This window comes from Sedimentitalea nanhaiensis DSM 24252 (assembly GCF_000473225.1).
Classification (GTDB): Bacteria; Pseudomonadota; Alphaproteobacteria; order Rhodobacterales; family Rhodobacteraceae; genus Sedimentitalea; species Sedimentitalea nanhaiensis.
In genome coordinates this window covers 3,444,850-3,466,484 of record NZ_KI421509.1, presented here as the reverse complement: position 1 = coordinate 3,466,484, position 21,635 = coordinate 3,444,850, and the positions used below count along the sequence as shown (strand labels likewise).

The window sequence follows — 21,635 nt, the reverse complement described above, 5'->3', positions numbered from 1 at the left end:
CCTGATGCCAATGAAACCGCCGCTTTGAAAACGATCCGCACGACACAGCCCCCAGATCAGTCCCGATCAGTCCCCCTCAAAGGCGCAGAGGGCATGCACATCCATGCCCAGGTTCTCCAGAACCTTGCGCCCGCCCAGATCCGGCAGGTCGATCACAAACGCGCACGAGACGATTTCGCCGCCCAGCCGTTCAATCAGCTTGATCCCCGCCGCCGCAGTGCCACCTGTCGCCAAAAGGTCGTCCACCACCAGGATCTTTTCGCCCGGCCGAATCGCGTCGTCATGGATCTCGACGATCGCCTCGCCATATTCCAGCTTGTAATCCTGGCTGATCGTGGTGCCGGGCAGCTTGCCCTTCTTGCGGATCGGCACAAAGCCGACCGATAACTGATGTGCGATCGCCCCGCCCAGAATAAATCCTCGCGCCTCAAGCCCCACCACCTTGTCGATCTGCTCGCCCGCATAGGGATGCAGCATCTGGTCGATGGCCATGCGAAACCCCCGCGCATCGGCAAACAGGGTCGTGACATCGCGAAACATGATACCCTCGTGCGGGAAATCGACGATGGTGCGGATATAGTCGCGTACCGTGGTCTTCTTGGGCATCGGTGCCTCGCAAATTGCAAATGTATTCCTGCGGTGTCGCCAATCCGGTGGCGTTGCGCAAGAGCTGGTATCAGGTGGGACGGCGCAGCAAGGCCGTCGCGATCCCCATCCCAATCAAAGTCGCGCCACCCGTTCGCGTCAGCCCGGCGATGACACCCGGCCGTCCGATGGTGCGCCGCAGCCGGTCCGCCAACAGCGCATAGGCCAGCGCATTCAGCCAGGCCAGGGCAACAAACGTGGCGATCAGAATGGCAAATTGCGGCAACAGCGCCAGTTCCGGGCGCAGGAACTGCGGCACAAAGGCAATGAAAAAGGCGATGGATTTGGGATTCAGCGCCGTGACCGCCGCCGCATGGGAAAATACCGCCCGTGCGCCGACATCGGGGGCCGCCGATACGGCGTTTCGCCCGGTTGACGGGGCGCTGCGCAACAACCGGACCCCCAACCACACCAGATAGGCGGCACCGACCCATTTTAGCGCCACAAACAGCGTCGCCGAAGCTGCAACCAGCGCCCCCAATCCGGCCAAGGACGCGCTCATCGCGATCAGATCGCCCAGGGCAACGCCCGTGGCCGACGCCACCGCCACACCGCGCCCTTTGGACAGGGCATAGCTCAGCACCAGCAAGACCGTTGGGCCGGGGATCAAAAGCAATGCCGTCGAGGCGGCAACAAAGGTCAACCAGAGATCGAGGGGCATCGGCAATTTCCACTTTTGAAATGACGTCGAAGTTCTTGCAGATCGAAACGCCGGGATCAAGTTGCCCGCTGTGTAATCCAGGTTACATCGGGCGGCACACACCTATGGTATAAAGGTCACATTATTAGAAAATCTTAAGTTGAATGCTCGCACGAAAGGAGAGAAAACAATGAAATTCATTTCCGCTTTGGCTGCCGCCGCATTTTTCGCTTCCACCACTGCCGCGTTCGCCGCCTGTCCACAGGGGTATTACAACTGTGGCAGCAACCTGTGTTGCCCCGGATGACCTCCTCCAGCCCCCCGCAAACCGCCACGTCGCCCCGAAAGGTGGACTATAAATTCTGGACCATTGCGGTGCTGATCGTGTCCGGCCTCGGCTTCAACGTTATCGAGCGCCTTGTGCTGGATGCCGACGAGGCCGATATCAGCTATGCCCGACTGATCGTTCCGGCAAACCGCGTTACCGATCCGCACCCCGGCGACATCTTTGTTTTCAATCATGAAAACGACGCCTTTGTCGAAAGCAAGTTTTGCTCATTGCAGTATTTCGAAGAACCGCAGCCGATTTCCGAACATCTGACCGCCTCCAACCTTTGGGGCAGCAGTGTAAACGATACAATCGCGTCGATGGCTGACTATGTCCCGAATAAGATCTCGGGCCTGGCAAGGGTCGACAATGCCGAGAAAACCTGGACCTATTCGAAAACCCACCGCAAAGAAGTCCGCGCCCCGATGGAAGCGGCCTGCCTGCAAACCGTGGTCGCCACGGCGTTCAACCCCAACCTGACCCCCTTTGTCGTCGATGCGATCTATCAGGTCGACGATGCCGTCGGTCAATCCAAATGGGTACGGTTCGCCAATCCTCTGATGCTGGACCCGGCCTCGTGCCAGGATGGTTGCCCACAACCGAAACGCCTGAAAGAAATCGTGCAGGCCGACGCTATCACCCGCTTCAAGGCGGCATGGGGTATCGTGCGCATCGAATAGCCGGTGCAGGTGGCGCGTCAGGTCAACACCCGCCCGGCCACCGCATCCAGCTTTGCCACCAACTGACCGTCCCGGGCCTCTGGGGCGGTCAGAATCGCATGCTCCAACGCCCGGTCACAGCCATGCGGGCACGACGCGCGATCCGTCCCCAACAGGTCGGGCAACCGCTCAACCAACGCGCGCGCCTTGTCCGCATTCCCCGCCAGTGTCGCGATGATATCGGTAATATCCACCGCCCCGTGGTCCGGATGCCAGCTGTCGAAATCGGTAATCATCGCCACGCTGGCGTAACAAAGCTCGGCCTCACGGGCCAGTTTGGCCTCGGGCATGTTGGTCATGCCGATCACGTCACAGCCCCAGACATCGCGGTACAGCCGCGATTCCGCCATGGTCGAAAACTGCGGCCCCTCCATCGCCAGATAGGTGCCACCGCGATGCACCGTAACCCCGGCCCCCCGCGCCGCCGTTTCGCAGGCCTCGCTCAGCCGCGCACAGGTCGGATGCGCCACGCTGACATGGCCGACGCAGCCGGGGCCGAAAAAGGACGTATCGCGCGCAAACGTACGGTCGACAAACTGATCCACGATCACAAAATCGCCGGGGGTCATATGCTCGCGAAACGAACCACAAGCCGAAACGCTGATCACATCCGTCACCCCCAGCCGCTTGAGCGCGTCGATATTGGCACGGTACGGAACGCTGCCGGGACTGTACACATGTCCCCGCCCATGCCGCGGGAGAAACGCCATCTCGACGCCCGCCAGCTGCCCGGTCAGGATCGCATCCGAGGGCGCTCCCCAGGGGCTGTGCACATCAACCCGTCGCGGGTTCTGCAAGCCATCAATCTCATACAGCCCCGATCCGCCGATGATCCCGATTTTTGTCAAAGCCATGGGGTCTCCCGTTCACATACCGTGCAGCACCTGGCCGCCTGACCGCGATCTTTTCGGAATTTTGCGCCGCCAACAACCCAATTCGGCTGCCCCTTATCCCCGCAGCACCGCGCCAGGGTTCATGATGCCATGCGGGTCGAGGGCGGCCTTGATCGCCCGCATCGCCGACAGCTTGACCGGGTCGCCATAATGCTCCAGATCCGCCACCTTCAACCGGCCGATACCATGCTCGGCGCTGAACGATCCGCCCAGCGACGCCACCAGATCATGGATAACCTGTCGAATCCGCGCGCCGTACTGTGTGTAATCGGCCCTGTCATGGCCCCGCAACGGAAACACATTGTAGTGCAGGTTGCCGTCGCCCAGATGGCCGAAACAGTTGATGCGAAATGCCCCGATCCCGGCAATCGCCGCTCCGGCGCGCGCGATGAACTCGGGCAAGACTCCCAGCGGCACGGAAATGTCATGGCTGGATACCGACCCGACGCGCCGGTTCGCCTCGGGGATCTGCTCGCGGACCGCCCATAACGCGTCGCGCTGCGCCGCAGATTGCGCGATCACCCCGTCACTGGCCAGATCCAGCTGCTGCGCGCTCTCGAACAGCCCGGCCAGCGCCGCCTGCGGGTCCAACCCGGCGGCCACGCCAATCTCGATCAGAACACACCATTCCGGCGGGCTGGCAAAGGGCTGGCGCAGATCGGGCAATTCTTCGGCCAGAAACTCCAGCCCCTGCCGGTGCATCAGCTCAAACGCGCTGACCGTCTCGCCCAGCCGATCCCGCGCCAACGTCAACAGCTTCAGCGCCGCCTCGGGCGACGGCACCACAATCAACGCCGTCCCCTCGCCCGCCGGGATCGGCGCCAGCTTCAGCGCCGCCGCCGTGATAATGCCCAATGTGCCCTCGGCCCCGATCAGCAGGTTTCTCAGATCATAGCCGGTGTTGTCCTTGCGCAACCGCGTCAACCCGTTCCAGATCCGCCCGTCCGGCAGCACCGCCTCCAGCCCCAGACACAGATCGCGGGCATTGCCATACCGCAGCACATTGACCCCGCCCGCGTTGGTCGACAGGTTGCCCCCGATCCGCGCCGACCCTTCCGAGGCCAGCGACAGCGGAAAAAACCGCCCCACCCCGCGCGCTGCCGCCTGTACATCGGCCAGAATGGTGCCCGCCTCGGCGATCAGCACGTTTTCCTGCGGATGCACGCTGCGCACCGCCGTCATCCGCTCCAGCGAAATCAGCAACGGTGCCGGGCCGTCCGGGGCAATCTGCCCACCGACCAAGCCGGTTCCGCCGCCAAATGGCACCACACCCACCCGCGCCGCGGTAGCCGTGGCGATCAAAATCGCGACCTCCTGCGCACTGCGCGGCAGGGCCAGCACGCCCGCCTGCCCCCGATACAACCCGCGCGGCTCTTGCAGGTAACGCGGCGCAACCGGGCGCAGCACCGCCTCCGGCAGCTTGGCGCGCAACTGTGCCGCAAACCCTTCATCGGCTGAATTGAGTGTCATGTCTGTCCTGCTGTCGATTGCCTCGGTTCAATCCACATCTGTCAGATATTGCGGCCGCAACACAACCACCGTCGGGCGGTTCGGCAAATCGCGCAGCGACAGGTCGATCGACGAGGTGCCGGGGCGCGAGATGGTGAAATCTTCGGCCATGCCGATCAGAAAGGCATCCAGCGCAAAGCCGCTGAACCAATGCATCGGAATCACCACCGAAGATTTCAGCCGTTGCAGCACCGCGATCATCTCGGGCAACGGCAGCGTCAGCCCGCCATCCACCGGGGCCATCACCACATCCAGCCGCCCCAGGGCGGCGAATTGTTCGTCGTTGGGCACGTGATGCAAATGCCCCAGATGGCCGATGCACAGCCCGGCGACTTCAAAGACAAAGATCGAATTGCCGTTGTCCTCGACGCCGCCAAACCGCGACCGGATATCGGTCGATACATTGCGCACCAAAATCTCGCCCAGATCCAGATGATGGTCGATCCCCTCGCCAAATGCGCCCCAACCGGGCAGCGCATAAGGGATCGCCGGATCCGGAAAGGCAGTCCAGTGCGTCTCATGCGCATGGTTCATCGTGACCACATCCGGGACCATGTCCGCCGTGCCGATGAAACCGGTAAAATCGGTCACCACATTCAGCCCGCCGGATGTCTGCAACAGGAAACTGGCATGGGCGATATAGGATAGGCGCACCGCATACTCCGGCACCGGATCGCGCCACGCGGCCTGATGCAGATACTGCAGTCCCGGCGCTGCATCGGCAATCGCGATGCAATGGCTGGGGCGGCGATCCTGCGCCGCTGCCGCCGTGGCCAGCATCACCAGCCCTGCCAGCAGACATGAACCCGGTTTCCTCATGAGACACAGGATAGATCGGTTGGCGCAAAAGTCAGCAGGGATTCCCGCATATTTGGCGGATCACAACGGGTCCGCCTGCGTCAGACAAAACATGAAATGCGCCGCAAGGCGCGCCTTTGGATCAAACCCGGCCCAAAGGCACGCGCTCAGCCGGCGTCGGTCCGCCCCCGCCGATCGCTGCGCAGCGCCGCATACAGCACATGGGTGCGCCAGCGCCCGTTGATCTGCAAATAGGATTGCGCCACGCCCTCGTATTTGAACCCGGTGCTTTCCAGCAACCCGCGCGACGCCGCGTTTTCCGGCAGACAGGCGGCCTCTATCCGACTCAGATCCAGCTGCGAAAACGCGTGATGCACCACAGCCACGATGGCTTCACGCATATATCCCTGCCGCGCAAAGCACTGTCCGGTCCAATAGCCCAGCGTACCCGCCTGGGCCGGGCCTCGGCGGATATTGTCCAGCGTGATCGCACCCAGCAGTTCCTGATCGCCGCGCCGCAACAGAAACAGCGGCACCGCCGAGCCGCCCGAAACCGAGCGCTGCGCCCAATAGACCCGATTGGTAAAGGCCTTGCGGGTCAGATGGTCCGGCGCCCAGCTGGGTTCCCACGGGGTCAGGAATTCGCGGCTCTGATGCCGCAGCGCCGTCCAGGAGTGAAAATCGCCATGGGTCGGCGGGCGCAGCGTCAGCCGCTCGGTTTCGATCTTCAGTTTGCGTTTGACCAACAGCATCGGGCGCGGTTCAGGCCAGCATCAGGCGGCCCGCCTGTCCTGCAACTCGGCAAGGCTGGGGGCGGCCTCGATCGGGCCATACAGCGCCAGCGCCATCGGTGCCTGCGCGGCGATATGTTCGGCAAATTCGCGCACATCGCCGGTGTTCACCGCATCGATATGGGCGATGGTGTCCTCCAGCGGCGGCACCACATCCCAGATCTGCACCAGCCGCGCCAACCGTTCGGCGCGGTTGGACGGGCTCTCCAGCCCCATCAGCATCCCCGCCTTCATCTGTGCGCGGGCACGGGCAACCTCTTCGGGGTTCATGTCGCTGGCCGCGCGCTTCATCTCGTCAAAGGTGATCGCGGCCAACTCCTCAATCTGCGCCGCACTGGTGCCGGCATAAATCGTAGTGGTGCCGGTATCGGCATAGGCCCCTGTCTGGGCAAAGATCGTGTAACACAGCCCGCGCGCCTCGCGCACCTGCTGGAACAGGCGGCTCGACATGCCGCCCCCCAGCGCACTGGAATAGATCTGCGCGGTATAGATCGCATCCTCGCGATAGCCCGGGCTCTCGAACGCCAGCGCAAAATGCGCCTGCTCCAACGCCTTGACATTACGGGTCTCGCCACCGGTGAACCGCGCGATGTCAGGCGTGAACAGCGGCGTTGGCTTCAGATGTCCGAACAGGGCCTCTGCCGTGCGCACCAGCGCGTCGTGGTCCACCGCTCCGGCAGCCGACAGGATCATCTGCTCCGGGCCATAATGCTCGGCGACAAAGCCAGACAGATCCTCGCGTGAAAAGGCGCTGACCCGCTCGGTCGGACCCAGAATGGTGCGCCCGAGCGGCTGATCGCGATAGCTATCGGCCTGCAACCAGTCGAAAATCACGTCGTCCGGCGTATCGTGCGCCTGTCCGATCTCCTGCAGGATCACCCCGCGCTCCACCTCGATCTCGCCCGCATCGAACACCGGATTCAACACGATATCGGCAATCACATCCAGCGCCAGCGGCACGTCATTCTGCAACACCCGTGCATAATAGGCCGTGACCTCGCGGCTGGTATAAGCGTTGATATAGCCGCCCACATCCTCGATCGCCTCGGCAATCTGAACCGAGCTGCGCCGTTTCGTGCCCTTGAACGCCATATGTTCAAGGAAATGCGCGATGCCGTTCTGCTCGACCCGTTCATGCCGCGCCCCGGCAGTCACCCAGATGCCAATCGAGGCCGATTGCAGCCCCGGCATGTTCTCGCTGACAATGCGAAAGCCGTTGGCCAATGTGTGTTGCTGAACCGTCACTTGGCGATATGCCCCCTGATGTAATCTTTCATCGCGTCCAGATCGTTGGCGATCCGGTGCACGCGTTCCGGCCTCTCATACAGATCCGACATCCGGGGGGGAAGAGGCGGATGTATGCCGCTTGCCTTCTGCACCGCGGCCGGAAACTTGGCCGGATGCGCGGTGGCAAGGGTGATCATCGGAACCTCCGGATTGCGCAGCTCCCTGGCCACTTTCACACCCACGGCGGAATGCGGGCACAACAGTTCGGTACTGTCGCGCAGCGTTTCGCTGATGGCTGCCAGCGTTTCCGCCTCCGAGGCCCGGCCCGAGTCGAACTGCTCTTGCAGGAACTCCATCGCCCCCTGACTGACGTCAAAGCCACCTGCGTTCAGTTCCGCCATCAACTGCGCCACCGCAGCCCCGTCGCGACCATAGGCATCAAACAGGACGCGCTCAAAGTTTGAACTGATCTGGATATCCATCGACGGGCTGATCGACGGGTGCGTCGGTCCCTTGTGATATCCCTGCCCGCTCAGACAGCGATGCAGGATATCGTTCTGGTTGGTCGCCACCACCAGCCGGTCGATGGGCAACCCCATCCCCTTGGCGATATAGCCCGCAAAGATGTCACCGAAATTTCCGGTGGGCACGGTAAAGCTGACCTTGCGATCCGGCGCACCCAGACTGACGGCGGCGCTGAAGTAATAGACCACCTGCGCCAGAACCCGCGCCCAGTTGATGCTGTTGACCCCGGCCAGCCTGACCCCGTCGCGGAACTGAAAATCGTTGAACATGTCCTTCAACGCGGCCTGACAATCGTCGAAATCGCCATCCACCGCCAGCGCATGCACATTCGATTCGGTCGGTGTGGTCATCTGACGGCGCTGCACCTCGGAGACCCGGCCATGGGGAAACAGGATGAACACATCCACATTGGACAACCCCTTGAACGCCTCGATGGCGGCAGACCCCGTGTCGCCGCTGGTGGCCCCCACGATTGTCACCCGGTCGCCACTGCGTTCCAACGCCGCCTGAAACAGCTGACCGATCAGCTGCATGGCAAAATCCTTGAACGCCAGCGTCGGGCCGTGAAACAGCTCGAGCAGGAAATGGTTCGGCGCCAGTTGCACCAGCGGCGCGCGGGCGGCATGGCCGAACCCGTCATAGGCCCGCGCGATGATGGCGCGGAAATCCTCGTCGTTGAACGTATCGCCGACAAACGGGCGCATCACCCGGAACGCGGTCTCCTCATAGGACAGACCGGCCAACGCGGCGATCTCGGCAGCGGTCATCCGGGGCACCTCGGCGGGTACATACAGCCCGCCGTCGCGCGCCAGCCCGGTCAACATCGCCTCTTCAAAGCTCAGCTCAGGCGCGGTGCCCCGGGTCGAGATATATTTCATGTCAGTCAGCCCTTGTCGCCGGCGCGGGTGCGCCACAGAAAATAGCCGGTCATCAAAGCCCAGATCAGGGCCAGCGAAAACCAGGTGATTGCATATTGCAAGTGATCGTTCGGAATACCCGCCGTGTCCACCGGCAACGGCGTCACCGCAGGGCCGGTTTGCGACCGCGCCACCACCAGGACCGGCTGCGTCTCCAGCGCCGCCGCCATGGCGGGAACGTCACGTGCGAACCAGATGTTGGCGGCCATATCCGGCACAGGCGTATAGCTGTCGGTCTCCTGCGGCCAATGCAGGTTGCCGGTCACGGTCAGCGGCCCGGTGCTGCGTGCCGCGTCAGCGGCTTCGGTGCGCACAAAGCCGCGGTCCAGCAGAATGCGGCGGCCATCGTCGGTCAGGAACGGCGCGATAATGCGATAGCCGGGTCCGACACGCTTGATCGATACCAGCACATGCAATTCGCCCGGCAGAACCGTACCGTCGACCGTCACTGGCAGATACTTGTCTTCCGCCGGGTCGGGCGTGGCGGGCAACGGCACCGGATCGGCCCCGATGCGGCTGTCCATCTGCGCCAGAACGCCCTGTTTCCAATCCAGACGCTGCATTTGCCATGTGGCCAGCCCGATCAGCACGGAACATCCGGCCACGCCAAAGATCAACAGGAACAGGATGCGGCGCATCGGCAATAGGCCTCTTGGTAAATGACAAAGCGCGCGGAAACCCCGCGCGCTTCGCTTGATAAGGTCTGAGCGCGGTTTTTCAACCGCAATCGCAGATCAGCCCAAGTTGGCCGTGCCCCAGATATAGACAACCACGAACAGAAACAGCCAGACCACATCGACAAAGTGCCAATACCAGGCGGCGGCCTCGAACCCGACATGTTGCTCGGGGGTGAAATCGCCCTTGATCGAACGGATCAGGCAGACAGTCAGAAAGATCGTGCCGATCACAACGTGAAAGCCGTGAAAGCCGGTGGCCATGAAGAAGTTGGAGTAGAAGATGTCGTCGCCGAACTTCCAGCCTTCATGCAACAGGTGCGAGTATTCATAGGCCTGCAGCGCGGTAAACCCGATGCCCAGCACAACGGTCAGCGCCAGCCCGGCAATCATGTCCTTGCGGTTGTTTTCATGCACCAGCGCATGGTGCGCCCAGGTCAAGGTACAACCCGACAGCAGCAGGATCACAGTATTGATCAGCGGCAATTCGAACGGCTCGACCGGATAGATATAGGGCTGAATATACTCGGTGCCGGCATATTCCTGCATGGAATAGATCAGATGCTTGAACACCGACCAGAACCAGGCCGCAAAGAACATGACTTCGGACATGATAAACAGGATGAAACCATAGCGCAGGCCGATCCGTACCACCGCTGTGTGGTCGCCGACATGGCTTTCATGCACCACTTCGGACCACCAGCCGAACATGGTGTAAAGCACACCCACCAGCCCGATCCAAAAGACATAGGGCGTGATCGAATGCATCCACAGCACCGCGCCAGCCAGCATGACAAAGCCGGCGGCAGCGCCCAGAAACGGCCAGACCGAAGGATGCAGAATGTGATAATCGTGGTTCTTTGCGTGTGCCATTAATGTCCCTCACCTTGCGGCGTTAGTTCGTTTTTGTTTGCGATCCCGTGTCAAGAGCCGCCTGGCCCCCGGGCAGATCGATTTCGTAGAAAGTGTACGACAGCGTGATCGTATGCACATATTTTGCGTCCCTGTCGGTGACGATTTCCGGATCTATATAGAAAGTTACCGGCATCTGCACCCGTTCACCGGGCTGCAGCACTTGCTCTGTAAAGCAGAAACACTCGATCTTGTTAAAGAACGGTCCCGCCTCGTAGGGAAAGACATTATAGCTGGCCTGCCCTGCAATCGGCTGGTCGGTCGGATTGTAGGCCTCGTAGAAGGCCAGCCCGGTCTCACCGATCTGCAACTCCATTTCGCGCACCACCGGCTTGAACGTCCAGGGCATGCCACGCGTCAGCGAGCCGTCAAAACGAATCTTGATGGTCTGCTCCAGCACCTCGTCCGCCCCGGCCGTATCGACCTGGGTGGTGCCGCCAAAGCCCGTGACCCGGCAGAACCAGTTATAAAACGGGACCGAGGCCCAGGCCAACGCCCCCATGGTGATCACCACGGTCACCAATTGCAGCACGGTCCGGTTGGGTCCCGACATTGCCATCAGTTAAAGCTCTCCGCGCTGGGAACTTCAAAATCGCCGCTGGTCACCTTGACCATGGTCAGGCCAAAGACCAGTGCGGCAAACGCCGCCAGAATCAGCCCGACTCCAAGGTTGCGCCCGAACCGGCGATGATGCAACTCGTGCGTGGTCTTGATACTCATGTCCAGCCTCCCAGGCCATAGGGCCGCAATACCGCTTCGGCCAGGATCGCGCCGAAATGCAGGAAAAGATACAGCAGCGACAGCTTGAAGAACCGCCGCTCGACGGCAAAATTGTCGCCCTCGGCATCGGTTTCGTCGCGCCTCCAGATACGTACGGCGCCCAGCAGGAACAAACCGTTCAGCACCACCGACACGGTCAGATAGATCGGCCCGCCGATGCCGGTAAAGCTTGCTCCGATCGCAAGCAGCGCAAGCAGCACGGTATAGACGAGAATATGCACCCGCGTCGCGCGACGACCGTGTGTCACGGTCAGCATCGGCACACCGGCATCATCGTAGTCGCTGCGCATGAACAGGCACAAGGCCCAGAAGTGCGGCGGCGTCCACATGAACACCAATGCAAACATCAGCCACGGCTCGACCGCCATCGTCCCGGTTGCGGCCAGCCAGCCGATCACCGGCGGGAACGCCCCCGCCGCGCCGCCGATCACAATGTTCTGCGGCGTGCTGCGTTTCAGCCACATCGAATAGATCACGACGTAGAAAAAGATGGTAAAGGCCAGCATCGCACCGGCCATCAGGTTGGTGGCCAGCGCCAGCATCATCACCGACAGCCCCGACAGCGCCAGCCCGATCGCCAGCGCATCCTGCCCGCTCACCTTGCCGGACGGGATGGGGCGATTGCGGGTGCGGCGCATGATGCGGTCGATATCGGCATCCCACCACATGTTCAGCGCGCCCGACGCACCGCCGCCGATGGCAATGAACAGCACGGCGCTAAATCCGATCAGCGGATGCACCGATACCGGGGCAGCCACCAGTCCGACAAGGGCGGTGAACACGACCAGCGACATCACCCGCGGCTTGAGCAGGGCGAAGAAATCGCCAAACTCCGCCTCGCCCTCGCGCAGGCCTGTATTGAAACTGACGTCGCTCATCGCAAACCCTTGTGGCGCAAATGGCACGGCGGGCTTACCCGCCATGCGCTTTCAACTCAAATCTTCAGTTCGACGCGACGGTCACACTGCGCGGTTTGCCCGCGTATTCCTCGATCGCGCCGTCCAGCCATGCGTCATAGGCTTCCTGGCTGACAACTTTGACGGTGATCGGCATATAGGCGTGGTCCTTGCCGCACAGTTCGGAACACTGACCGAAATAGATGCCTTCCTTTTCGGCGGCGAACCACAGCTCGGCCAGACGGCCCGGAACCGCATCCTGCTTGACGCCAAAGGCCGGGATCGTCCAGCTGTGGATCACATCCGCGCCGGTCACCTGCATCACCACGGTCTTGCCCACCGGCACCACCACGGCAGTGTCGGTCGCCAGCAGGAATTCATCTTTGCTATAGCCCGCCTCTTCCAGCTCGGCGATCACCTCGTCGTTCAGAACCTTGCCATCGCCGATCAGGAAGCTTTCAAAGCCGAATTCGTGATCGACATATTCATAGCCCCAGTACCACTGATACCCGGTCACCTTGATGGTAATGTCCGCCTCGGGGATCTCCTGCTGCTTGAACAGAACCGGCAGGCTGAAGGCGCCGATGAACACCAGAATCACGATCGGAATGATCGTCCAGGCCACTTCCACCGGCGAATTGTGGGTAAAGCTGGCCGGATTCGGGTTTCTGCTGCGGCTGTACCGGAACATCGCATACAACAGCAGTCCGGTCACAAAGACGCAGATCGCGGTGATGATCACGAGAATCAACCAGTCCAGCGACTGTTGGTCGCGGGCCAGTTCGGTCGCCGCAGGCTGAAACCCGGTCAGACCGTCGACCGGCTTGCCGATGATTTCAAGCCCGTCTTGCGCCAGTGCAGGAAGGGCCGAAAGGGCTGTAACGACCCCGGAAAGCGTGAAAGCGTTCTTCATGTTATGTCCTGATCGTTTGATCGCGTTTTTCGGTGAGGTACAGGCGGATTCATCAAAACGCACCTGCCCCGTTGTCTTTAGTGTCGCTAGAAACCATATTCCGGCAAGCAGATAAAGCCATCTGATTGCGTCAAACGGACGCTTTTTTTTGATTTAGATCAAATCGAGAGGTCTCCGGCGATGACAAATACCCCCTTCCGCCCCTTTGAAACCACGCTGCCGCTGGACGCCGCGCTGTCAGAGCTGCGCGCGGCCACCGACGGGGCGGATGACGGCGAAATCTTTGCCGAACGTCGCAAATCCGAAGCGCTTGTGTTCGATGACGGGCGGCTCAAGACCGCCAGCTATGACGCTTCCGAAGGATTCGGGCTGCGCGCTGTCAACGGCGAGGTGACCGGCTATGCCCATGCGACCGAGATGAGCATCGCGGCGCTGAAACGGGCCGCTGAAACCGCCCGGCTCGCGGTCGGCAATGGCGGCGGCACTCTGGCGGACGCGCCGCAACCGACCAATGCGCGTCTCTATACCGATGCCGATCCCATCGCCGGACAGCCCTTTCCGGTCAAGATCGACACCCTGCGCGAAATCGACGCTTTTGCCCGCGACATGGACAGCCGCGTCGTCCAGGTCTCGGCCAGCCTCGCGGCCTCTTTGCAAGAGATCGAGATCCTGCGCCCGGACGGGGTGCATCTGCGCGACGTGCGTCCGATGACGCGGGTCAATGTCTCGGTCATCGTCGAACAAGGCGGGCGGCGCGAAACCGGCAGCGCCGGCGGCGGTGGCCGCATCGGGCTGGACGGGCTGATCGCCCCCGCCGATTGGCAGGCCAAGGCGCGCGAGGCGCTGCGCATCGCTCTGGTCAATCTCGATGCGGTCCCCGCCCCCGCCGGGGTGATGGAGGTCGCGCTTGGCCCCGGCTGGCCCGGCATCCTGCTGCACGAAGCCATCGGCCACGGGCTCGAAGGCGACTTCAACCGCAAGGAGACCAGCGCCTTTGCCGGGCTGATGGGCCGGCGGGTTGCCTCGCCCGGCGTGACGGTTCTGGATGACGGCACACTCCCGGATCGGCGCGGCAGCATCACCATCGACGACGAAGGCACGCCCTCGCGCCGCAATACGCTGATCGAGGACGGTATCCTGGTCGGGTATATGCAGGACCGCCAAAATGCGCGGCTGATGGGGGTTTCGCCCACCGGCAACGGACGGCGGCAAAGCTATGCCCATGCGCCGATGCCGCGCATGACAAACACCTATATGCTGGGCGGCGATTCCGATCCGGCCGATCTGGTGGCCCAGATCAGGGACGGGATCTGGGCGGTCGGGTTCGGCGGCGGGCAGGTCGACATTACCAACGGCAAGTTCGTGTTCTCCTGCACCGAGGCCTACCGCGTCCAGGACGGCAAGATCGGCGCCCCGGTCAAGGGCGCAACCCTGATCGGCGATGGCGCCACCGCCCTGACCCGGATTCGCGGGCTGGGCAATGACATGGAACTGGACCCCGGCATGGGCAATTGCGGCAAGGACGGCCAATGGGTGCCCGTGGGCGTCGGCCAGCCAACAGTGCTGATGGGCGGGCTGACCGTGGGCGGCTCGGCCGCCTGAACTGATCGCAGGAACGCATCGGCCCGGCGCGCCGATGCGTACATGCCGTATGTACGGTGTATGTACGCGATCCGTACGGCTGCCATATCGCAAATTGGCCACGAAATCCGAGCCTCAAACCTGTTCCCGGCGCTTTTGTGAAAAATGCACAAAAAATCTGTCGCGCTTTACGACCTGTTAACCTCGTGGGCGCTACACCTTCCCTGCAAGCAGGCGGAGCGACGGATGACCGAGGAAACGATTTCTTCCACTCACCCCCCACTCCCACCCACCACGGAAGACGATCGGTTTGCGTGGCTCCGTCTGTTGCGCTCGCGCAGGGTCGGTATCACCACGTTTTACCGCCTGCTGGCAGAGCATGGTACAGCGCAGAACGCGCTGGCCGCGTTGCCCGAAGTGGCGCGCGCCGCCGGAGTAGACGGGTATGAAATATGCCCGGCCGGCGTCATAGCCGCAGAAATGAAGGCCGCAAAAGCCGCGCGTGCGCGGCTTTTGTGCCTTGGCGATGCGGCATATCCGAACATGCTGACAGACCTGTCCGACGCCCCGCCGATGCTGTGGGTGATCGGCGATATATCGCTGCTCGGCCGCCCCACCGTGGCGGTGGTGGGAGCCCGCAACGCCAGCTCTCTAGGTACCCGCATGGCCCGCGCCCTGTCGCAGGATCTGGGAACCCAGGGGAACGTCATCGCCTCGGGTCTGGCGCGCGGAATTGACACAGCCGCCCATATCGCGGCGCTGAAAACCGGTACCATCGCGGTGATGGCCGGCGGAGTCGACGTGGTTTATCCGACCGAAAACACCCAGCTGGCCCGCGACATCGCCGCCACCGGGCTGCTGGTCTCGGAGCAGCCTATGGGCACCACGCCACAGGCCCGCCATTTTCCTTGCCGCAACCGGATCATTTCGGGACTGGCCCAGGCGGTCGTGGTGGTCGAGGCCGCCGCCAGGTCAGGCAGCCTGATCACCGCACGCGACGCCCTGGACCAGGGCCGCGAGGTCCTGGCCGTGCCAGGCCATCCGTTTGACGCCCGTGCGGCAGGCAACAACATGCTGATCCGCGACGGTGCGACCCTGGTGCGCAATGCAGAAGACGTGATTGCCGCCCTGCCCGACACCGCGCCACCCCCCATGCAGGTCCAGCCCGACATGCTGGACGATCTGCCGCCGCCACCGCCCGAGCGCCGCAATCTGGGACAGACCGCAGCCCTGCATCAGCAAATTCTGTCGCGGCTGGGCCCCTCGCCGGTGGCCGAAGACCAATTGATCCGCGATTTATCCGCCTCGGCAGGCGAGGTGGCTCCGGCCTTGGTCGATCTGGAACTCGAGGGCAAGATCAAGCGCCAATCGGGCGGGTTGCTGTCACTGGATCCGTGAGCGGTGCGCCACGCCCCGTTTCTGAGCCGATCGGCGATACAGCACCCAGTTGGACACTCTATCGATACACTCAAGATCCCGTTTTCCACAGATGAATGCCAGAGGGCGGGAGAGCAGGTGTTTTCGCCCCATTCTGAACCGACGTCGATCCCGGTCGTCAAGGCCCAGCCTGTCCTGCGAACATGCGCCCATTTTGCACGGATTGACAATCGGGACTTGCACCCCACATCTTGCCCCGCCATAGAAGCCCAACCGTCCGCCGCATGAGGTTACCCGTTAAATGCCTGTAGTTGTTGTAGAATCCCCAGCCAAAGCAAAAACCATCAATAAATACCTGGGTCCCGACTACACGGTTCTCGCGTCCTATGGCCATGTGCGCGACCTGCCCCCCAAGGATGGATCGGTCGATCCCGACCAGGATTTCGACATGAAATGGGAGGTCGCAAGCGACAGCAAGAAGCACGTGAAGGCCATCGCCGATGCACTGGCCAAAGACAACGCTTTGATCCTCGCGACAGACCCCGACCGCGAAGGCGAAGCGATCAGCTGGCATCTGCAAGAAGCGCTGACCAAGCGCAAATCGATCAAGAAGGATACGCCGGTTTCGCGCGTCACTTTCAATGCCATCACCAAGGCTGCCGTTGAAGAGGCCATGGCCCACCCCCGGCAGGTCGACATGCCGCTGGTCGAAGCCTATCTGGCCCGCCGGGCGCTGGATTACCTCGTCGGTTTCAACCTGTCGCCGGTGCTGTGGCGCAAATTGCCGGGTGCAAAATCGGCCGGGCGGGTGCAATCGGTCTGCCTGCGTCTGATCGTCGAGCGCGAAATGGAGATCGAAGCCTTCCGCGCCCGGGAGTACTGGTCGGTCAAGGCCCTGCTGGCCACGCCGCGCGGTCAGGAATACGAGGCGCGTCTGACGCTGCTGGCCGGCAAGAAATTGGACAAGTTCGATATCGAAAACGAAACCCAGGCCGAACTGGCGGTACAGGCGATCACCAGCCGCGACCTGACCGTCAAGTCGGTCGAGGCCAAGCCGGCCAACCGCAATCCCAGCGCGCCCTTCATGACCTCGACCCTGCAACAGGAAGCCAGCCGCAAATTCGGAATGGGCGCGCGGCAGGCCATGAGCGTCGCCCAGCGGCTGTATGAGGCCGGGCACATTACCTATATGCGGACCGACGGCATCGATATGGCGCCCGAGGCGGTGCATGCGGCGCGCGATGCAATCAAGGACCGGTTTGGCGCCGAATACGTGCCCTCCAGCCCGCGGATGTACAAGAACAAGGCCAAGAACGCGCAGGAGGCGCATGAATGTATCCGCCCCACCGACATGACCAAGGACACCGCCGCGTTGAAACTGATGGATGCGGATCAGCGCAAGCTGTACGATCTGATCTGGAAGCGCACCCTTGCATGCCAGATGGAAGGCGCACGCCTTGAGCGCACTACAGTCATCGTTGCCAGCAAGGATGAACAGGTCGAGATGCGCGCAACCGGTCAGGTGCTGCTGTTTGACGGTTTCTTGCGAGTTTACGAAGAAGGCCGCGACGATGCTGTCACGGACGACGACGACAAGCGACTGCCGCAGATTTCACAGGGTGAGCCGGCGGCCAAGCGCAGCGTCACCCCCGAACAGCATTTCACCCAGCCGCCACCGCGCTATACCGAGGCAACACTCGTCAAGCGGATGGAAGAACTGGGCATCGGACGGCCCTCGACCTATGCCAGCATTGTCACCACGATTCAGGACCGCGAATATGTCCGAAAGGACAAGAACCGGCTGATCCCCGAGGACAAGGGGCGCTTGGTGATCGCGTTCCTGCAGAACTATTTCCGCAAATATGTCGGCTATGATTTTACCGCCGGTCTCGAAGACGAACTGGATCAGGTCAGCGCCGGGGATGCGGACTATAAGGCCGTTCTGAACCGGTTCTGGCGCGACTTTTCCGCTGCCATCGCCGAAACCAGCGATTTGCGCATCACCGAAGTGCTGGAAAAGATCAACGAGGTGCTTGAACCACACCTGTTTCCGCCCAACGAGGACGGCACCGACCCGCGGCTGTGTCCGAATTGCGGCGCCGGACGGCTGTCCATGCGCACAGCACGCTCGGGAGGGGCATTCATCGGCTGCTCGAACTACCCCGAATGCCGCTATACCCGCGCCTTCGGCCCTCCGGGGGCCGAAGATGACGGCGCGATCCCGCCCGACGGCAAGCTGTTGGGCGAAGACGCGGGCGACGAGATCCGTGTGTTCAAGGGGCGGTTCGGCCCCTATGTGCAGCGTGGACCGGTCACCGAAGAGAACAAGAAACCGCCGCGTCAATCCGTGCCCAAGGACTGGCCCCCCCAGGAGATCGATCTGGCACAGGCGCTGAAATTACTGTCCCTGCCCCGTCCCATCGGCCCGCATCCCGAAGATGGTGTGATGGTCTGGGCTAATATCGGGCGTTATGGGCCATATCTGAAACATGCGGCCAGCACCTCGGAACGCGGTGGCACCAATGCCAACCTCGAGTCGCTTGACGAAGTGTTTACCGTTGGCATGAACCGGGCTGTGCAATTGCTGGCCGAAAAGGTCGCCAGCCGGGGCGGGCGCGGTGCTGCCGCCAAGACCCTGCGTGAACTGGGCGAGCACCCCGACGAAGGCGGTCCGGTCAATATCATGGAAGGCAAATACGGCCCCTATGTGAAATGGGACAAGGTCAACGCCACCCTGCCGAAAGAGATCGAGGCGACGGCCCTGACCATGGAACAGGCGGTCGAACTGATCGCCGAAAAGGCCGCCAAAAAGGGCACTCGGCGCAAGGCCGCTCCAAAAAAGAAGGCTCCGGCCAAGAAACCGGCGACAAGAAAAACCGCGTCCGCCAAGGCCCCCGGAAAGAAGCCCGCGGCAGCAAAGGCGACCGACAAGAAGCCGGCGGCAGAATAGCCGACCGGCCGCCTGCCATTTCGTTGACTCTCCTGCGGTGCAGCGGCACAAGCATGGAACACCAATTTTCGGGGAGTTTTCCATGAAGAAAGTCTATTCCACCGCCACCGAGGCCTTGGAGGGGCTGCTGTCGGACGGCATGACGATCGCAGCCGGCGGGTTTGGCCTGTGCGGCATTCCGGAACTGCTGATAGACGCGCTGGTGGACAGCGGCGTCAAGGATCTGACCATCGCGTCCAACAATTGCGGCGTCGACGGGTTTGGTCTGGGCAAATTGCTCGACACCAAGCAAATCAGGAAGATGATGTCGTCCTATGTGGGCGAAAACGCCGAGTTCATGCGCCAGTACCTGAGCGGCGAGCTTGAGCTGGAATTCAACCCGCAGGGCACCCTGGCCGAACGGATGCGCGCGGGCGGCTGCGGCATTCCGGGCTTTTATACAAAGACCGGTGTGGGCACGGTGATCGCCGACGGCAAGGAGAGCAAGGAATTCGACGGTCAGGACTATATTCTGGAACGCGGCATCGTCGCGGATCTGTCGATCGTCAAGGCTTGGAAGGCCGATGACACCGGCAACCTGGTGTTTCGCAAGACCGCGCGCAACTTCAACCCGCCGGCGGCCATGTGCGGCAAGGTCTGCGTCGCCGAGGTCGAGGAAATCGTGCCACGCGGCAGCCTGGATCCCGATACGATCCATCTGCCCGGCATCTATGTTCACCGCCTGATCCAGGGCGATCACGAAAAGCGCATCGAACAGCGCACCATCCGGGAGGCCTAAGCTATGTGGGATCGCAATCAGATGGCCGCACGGGCCGCGCAGGAACTTGAAGACGGCATGTATGTCAACCTGGGCATCGGCATTCCGACGCTTGTGGCCAACTATGTCGGCGACAAGGACATCACCCTGCAAAGCGAAAACGGCATGCTGGGCATGGGTCCATTCCCGACCGAGGACGAGATCGACCCCGATCTGATCAACGCCGGCAAACAGACCATCACCGAACTGGCGCGCACCAGTTATTTCGACAGCGCCACAAGCTTTGGCATGATCCGGGGCGGCAAGATCGCCGCCGCGATCCTGGGCGCCATGGAGGTGGCCGAAAACGGCGACCTGGCAAACTGGATGATCCCCGGCAAGCTGGTCAAGGGCATGGGCGGCGCGATGGATCTGGTCGCGGGCGTCGGGCGCGTGGTGGTGGTGATGGATCACACCAACAAGCACGGCGACAGCAAGGTGCTGAAATCCTGCACTCTGCCGCTGACCGGCAAGGCGGTGGTCGACCGTATCATCACCAACCTCGGCGTGCTGGACGTGGTGCCGGGCGGATTGAAGATCGTCGAATGCGCCGACGGCGTCACCGAAGACGACCTGCGCAACGCAACAGAGGCAACCATCGTCTAGGCTTGCCGCCCTCGTGAAGATCAAATCGGGGCCGGCATCCACACCGGCCCCATCAAGCCCAGATCAGTTCATCGCCACGAACACACAGCCGTCGCTGATCAACTCCGGCGGCGTCGCGCATAATCCGCTGGCAACCTGAAACGCCGCCAAGACCTTGGGCACATAGTCCCGGGTTTCGGCATAGGGCGGCACACCGGCGTGGCTATAGACCGAACCCTCCCCCGCATTGTAACCGGCCAGAACCAGGATGGGGTCATTGTTGAATTCCCCCATCAACCAGTCCAGGTACTTCACCCCTCCGGCGATGTTCTCATCCGGTTTCAGGCTGTCATGCACCCCGAACCGCGCCGCGGTATCGGGCATCAGCTGCATCAACCCCTGCGCCCCGGCCCCGCTGACTGCGTCCGACCGCCCGGCGGATTCGACCGCAATCACTGCCAGCACCAGTGCGGGAGATACCCGGGTTCCAACGGTCGAGCGCAGGATCGGAACGCCCTGCATGCGGGCAATTTCCTGCATCGCCTGCAGGCGCGGCGCAGAAATCTTGCCGGACCCGTTCAACGTTTTCAGCGCCTCCGGCAGCCTTCCTGGGCCGGTGCTCGTCATTTCAGGTGAAATCGCGTCCCAGAACCAGGTGTATTTGCCGACCGGTTCGCGAACCGACACAGGAACGTCCGCCAAAGGCGGCAACGGTGCCGGTCGTTGTGCGTCGGGATCGATCTGAATTGTGATACGCTTGGCGGCATCGGACGTGGGTGGTCTGACCCGCCGCGCCTGAAAATCGCTGAACGGCTGGGGCGCGCGTCTAGAGACCGGTTTTGCCACGGGTATCGATGTTTCATCGATCTGTTCAGGCCGCTCCGATACCTCTCGCAGTACCAGACGTTCGGCAAGGGATGGTCCGGCACTACAAAGGCAGAACACGATTGCAGGCACGATCCAGGCACGCTTGAACATTTGCAGGCCTCACTGCTCGGTTTTTTGCAACTGTTCTCCAAATCCCGTTCCAAAGCCAGAACTGCGGCCCGAATTCTGTCGATTTTGCCCGATTTGGGTCCTGTTTGCATCGCCGGAACGAAGCGAGCCACCCCCAAAAATCACAAATACGCGTTATATTTCATGCTCTTAGAAAATATCTTATCGAAATATTAAATGTGG

At 62.0% G+C, this 21,635-nt stretch carries 21 protein-coding genes; 6 read left to right on the top strand and 15 right to left on the bottom strand.

Going from position 1 to position 21,635, the window contains the following annotated elements:
- Nucleotides 1-66 precede the first annotated feature (66 nt).
- Nucleotides 67-606, bottom strand: coding sequence for an adenine phosphoribosyltransferase (locus tag NANH_RS0119035; RefSeq protein WP_027263507.1), 540 nt, complete (start codon nt 604-606; stop codon nt 67-69).
- A gap of 70 nt (nt 607-676) precedes the next feature.
- Entirely contained in the window at nt 677-1,306 is a 630-nt protein-coding gene (locus NANH_RS0119030) for a LysE family translocator (protein ID WP_027263506.1), read from the bottom strand.
- A 282-nt stretch (nt 1,307-1,588) separates the two neighbouring features.
- Between NANH_RS0119030 and NANH_RS0119025 the strand changes: the two genes are divergently transcribed.
- Nucleotides 1,589-2,293, top strand: a complete 705-nt coding sequence (locus tag NANH_RS0119025) for a hypothetical protein (RefSeq protein ID WP_027263505.1) — start codon at nt 1,589-1,591, stop codon at nt 2,291-2,293.
- Between the two features lie 17 nt (nt 2,294-2,310).
- On the opposite strand, the gene NANH_RS0119020 is transcribed toward NANH_RS0119025, so the two are convergent.
- The 12 genes from NANH_RS0119020 to coxB all read right to left on the bottom strand — a co-directional run bounded on the left by NANH_RS0119020 (nt 2,311) and on the right by coxB (nt 13,167).
- Entirely contained in the window at nt 2,311-3,186 is an 876-nt protein-coding gene (locus NANH_RS0119020) for an S-methyl-5'-thioadenosine phosphorylase (RefSeq protein ID WP_027263504.1), read from the bottom strand.
- 93 nt (nt 3,187-3,279) lie between these two features.
- A complete protein-coding gene (locus tag NANH_RS0119015) occupies nt 3,280-4,695 on the bottom strand; it encodes an FAD-binding oxidoreductase (RefSeq protein WP_027263503.1) in 1,416 nt (471 codons plus the stop codon).
- 27 nt (nt 4,696-4,722) lie between these two features.
- Nucleotides 4,723-5,553, bottom strand: a complete 831-nt coding sequence (locus tag NANH_RS0119010; RefSeq protein WP_036050066.1) for an MBL fold metallo-hydrolase — start codon at nt 5,551-5,553, stop codon at nt 4,723-4,725.
- 146 nt (nt 5,554-5,699) lie between these two features.
- Entirely contained in the window at nt 5,700-6,284 is a 585-nt protein-coding gene (locus tag NANH_RS0119005) for a GNAT family N-acetyltransferase (RefSeq protein ID WP_027263501.1), read from the bottom strand.
- Between the two features lie 21 nt (nt 6,285-6,305).
- Nucleotides 6,306-7,568, bottom strand: a complete 1,263-nt coding sequence (locus tag NANH_RS0119000) for a M16 family metallopeptidase (protein WP_027263500.1) — start codon at nt 7,566-7,568, stop codon at nt 6,306-6,308.
- Nucleotides 7,565-8,953: a threonine synthase gene (thrC, locus tag NANH_RS0118995; RefSeq protein ID WP_027263499.1), complete on the bottom strand. Its 1,389-nt coding sequence runs from the start codon at nt 8,951-8,953 to the stop codon at nt 7,565-7,567. The genes NANH_RS0119000 and thrC overlap by 4 nt, the downstream gene beginning before the upstream one ends.
- A gap of 5 nt (nt 8,954-8,958) precedes the next feature.
- Nucleotides 8,959-9,630, bottom strand: coding sequence for an SURF1 family protein (locus tag NANH_RS0118990; RefSeq protein WP_027263498.1), 672 nt, complete (start codon nt 9,628-9,630; stop codon nt 8,959-8,961).
- Nucleotides 9,631-9,726: 96 nt separating this feature from the next.
- Nucleotides 9,727-10,539, bottom strand: coding sequence for a cytochrome c oxidase subunit 3 (locus tag NANH_RS0118985; protein ID WP_027263497.1), 813 nt, complete (start codon nt 10,537-10,539; stop codon nt 9,727-9,729).
- 22 nt (nt 10,540-10,561) lie between these two features.
- On the bottom strand, nt 10,562-11,137 hold the full coding sequence (locus NANH_RS0118980; protein WP_027263496.1) for a cytochrome c oxidase assembly protein: 576 nt from the start codon (nt 11,135-11,137) through the stop codon (nt 10,562-10,564).
- Nucleotides 11,137-11,298 carry a hypothetical protein gene (locus NANH_RS28975; protein WP_169730252.1) on the bottom strand — a complete coding sequence of 54 codons (162 nt, stop codon included), beginning with the start codon at nt 11,296-11,298 and terminating at the stop codon, nt 11,137-11,139. The genes NANH_RS0118980 and NANH_RS28975 overlap by 1 nt, the downstream gene beginning before the upstream one ends.
- The gene (gene cyoE, locus NANH_RS0118970) at nt 11,295-12,236 is read right to left on the bottom strand and encodes a heme o synthase (protein ID WP_027263494.1); all 942 of its coding nucleotides are present in this window, start codon (nt 12,234-12,236) and stop codon (nt 11,295-11,297) included. Before cyoE ends, NANH_RS28975 begins: the two co-directional genes overlap by 4 nt.
- Nucleotides 12,237-12,300: 64 nt before the next feature.
- Complete coding sequence (gene coxB, locus NANH_RS0118965; RefSeq protein ID WP_027263493.1) at nt 12,301-13,167, bottom strand: cytochrome c oxidase subunit II; 867 nt, start codon at nt 13,165-13,167, stop codon at nt 12,301-12,303.
- Between the two features lie 180 nt (nt 13,168-13,347).
- Between coxB and tldD the strand changes: the two genes are divergently transcribed.
- The 5 genes from tldD (at nt 13,348) to NANH_RS0118940 (ending at nt 20,477) form a co-directional block, all read left to right on the top strand.
- Entirely contained in the window at nt 13,348-14,769 is a 1,422-nt protein-coding gene (gene tldD, locus NANH_RS0118960; protein ID WP_027263492.1) for a metalloprotease TldD, read from the top strand.
- A gap of 225 nt (nt 14,770-14,994) precedes the next feature.
- Entirely contained in the window at nt 14,995-16,146 is a 1,152-nt protein-coding gene (gene dprA / locus NANH_RS0118955) for a DNA-processing protein DprA (protein WP_027263491.1), read from the top strand.
- Nucleotides 16,147-16,426: 280 nt separating this feature from the next.
- Complete coding sequence (gene topA / locus NANH_RS0118950) at nt 16,427-19,075, top strand: type I DNA topoisomerase (RefSeq protein ID WP_027263490.1); 2,649 nt, start codon at nt 16,427-16,429, stop codon at nt 19,073-19,075.
- 82 nt (nt 19,076-19,157) lie between these two features.
- Nucleotides 19,158-19,853: a CoA transferase subunit A gene (locus NANH_RS0118945; protein WP_027263489.1), complete on the top strand. Its 696-nt coding sequence runs from the start codon at nt 19,158-19,160 to the stop codon at nt 19,851-19,853.
- A 3-nt stretch (nt 19,854-19,856) separates the two neighbouring features.
- Entirely contained in the window at nt 19,857-20,477 is a 621-nt protein-coding gene (locus tag NANH_RS0118940) for a 3-oxoacid CoA-transferase subunit B (RefSeq protein WP_027263488.1), read from the top strand.
- A 63-nt stretch (nt 20,478-20,540) separates the two neighbouring features.
- Here NANH_RS0118940 and NANH_RS0118935 read toward each other — a convergent pair whose 3' ends face one another.
- Complete coding sequence (locus tag NANH_RS0118935) at nt 20,541-21,434, bottom strand: lytic transglycosylase domain-containing protein (protein WP_081710486.1); 894 nt, start codon at nt 21,432-21,434, stop codon at nt 20,541-20,543.
- Nucleotides 21,435-21,635 lie beyond the last annotated feature (201 nt).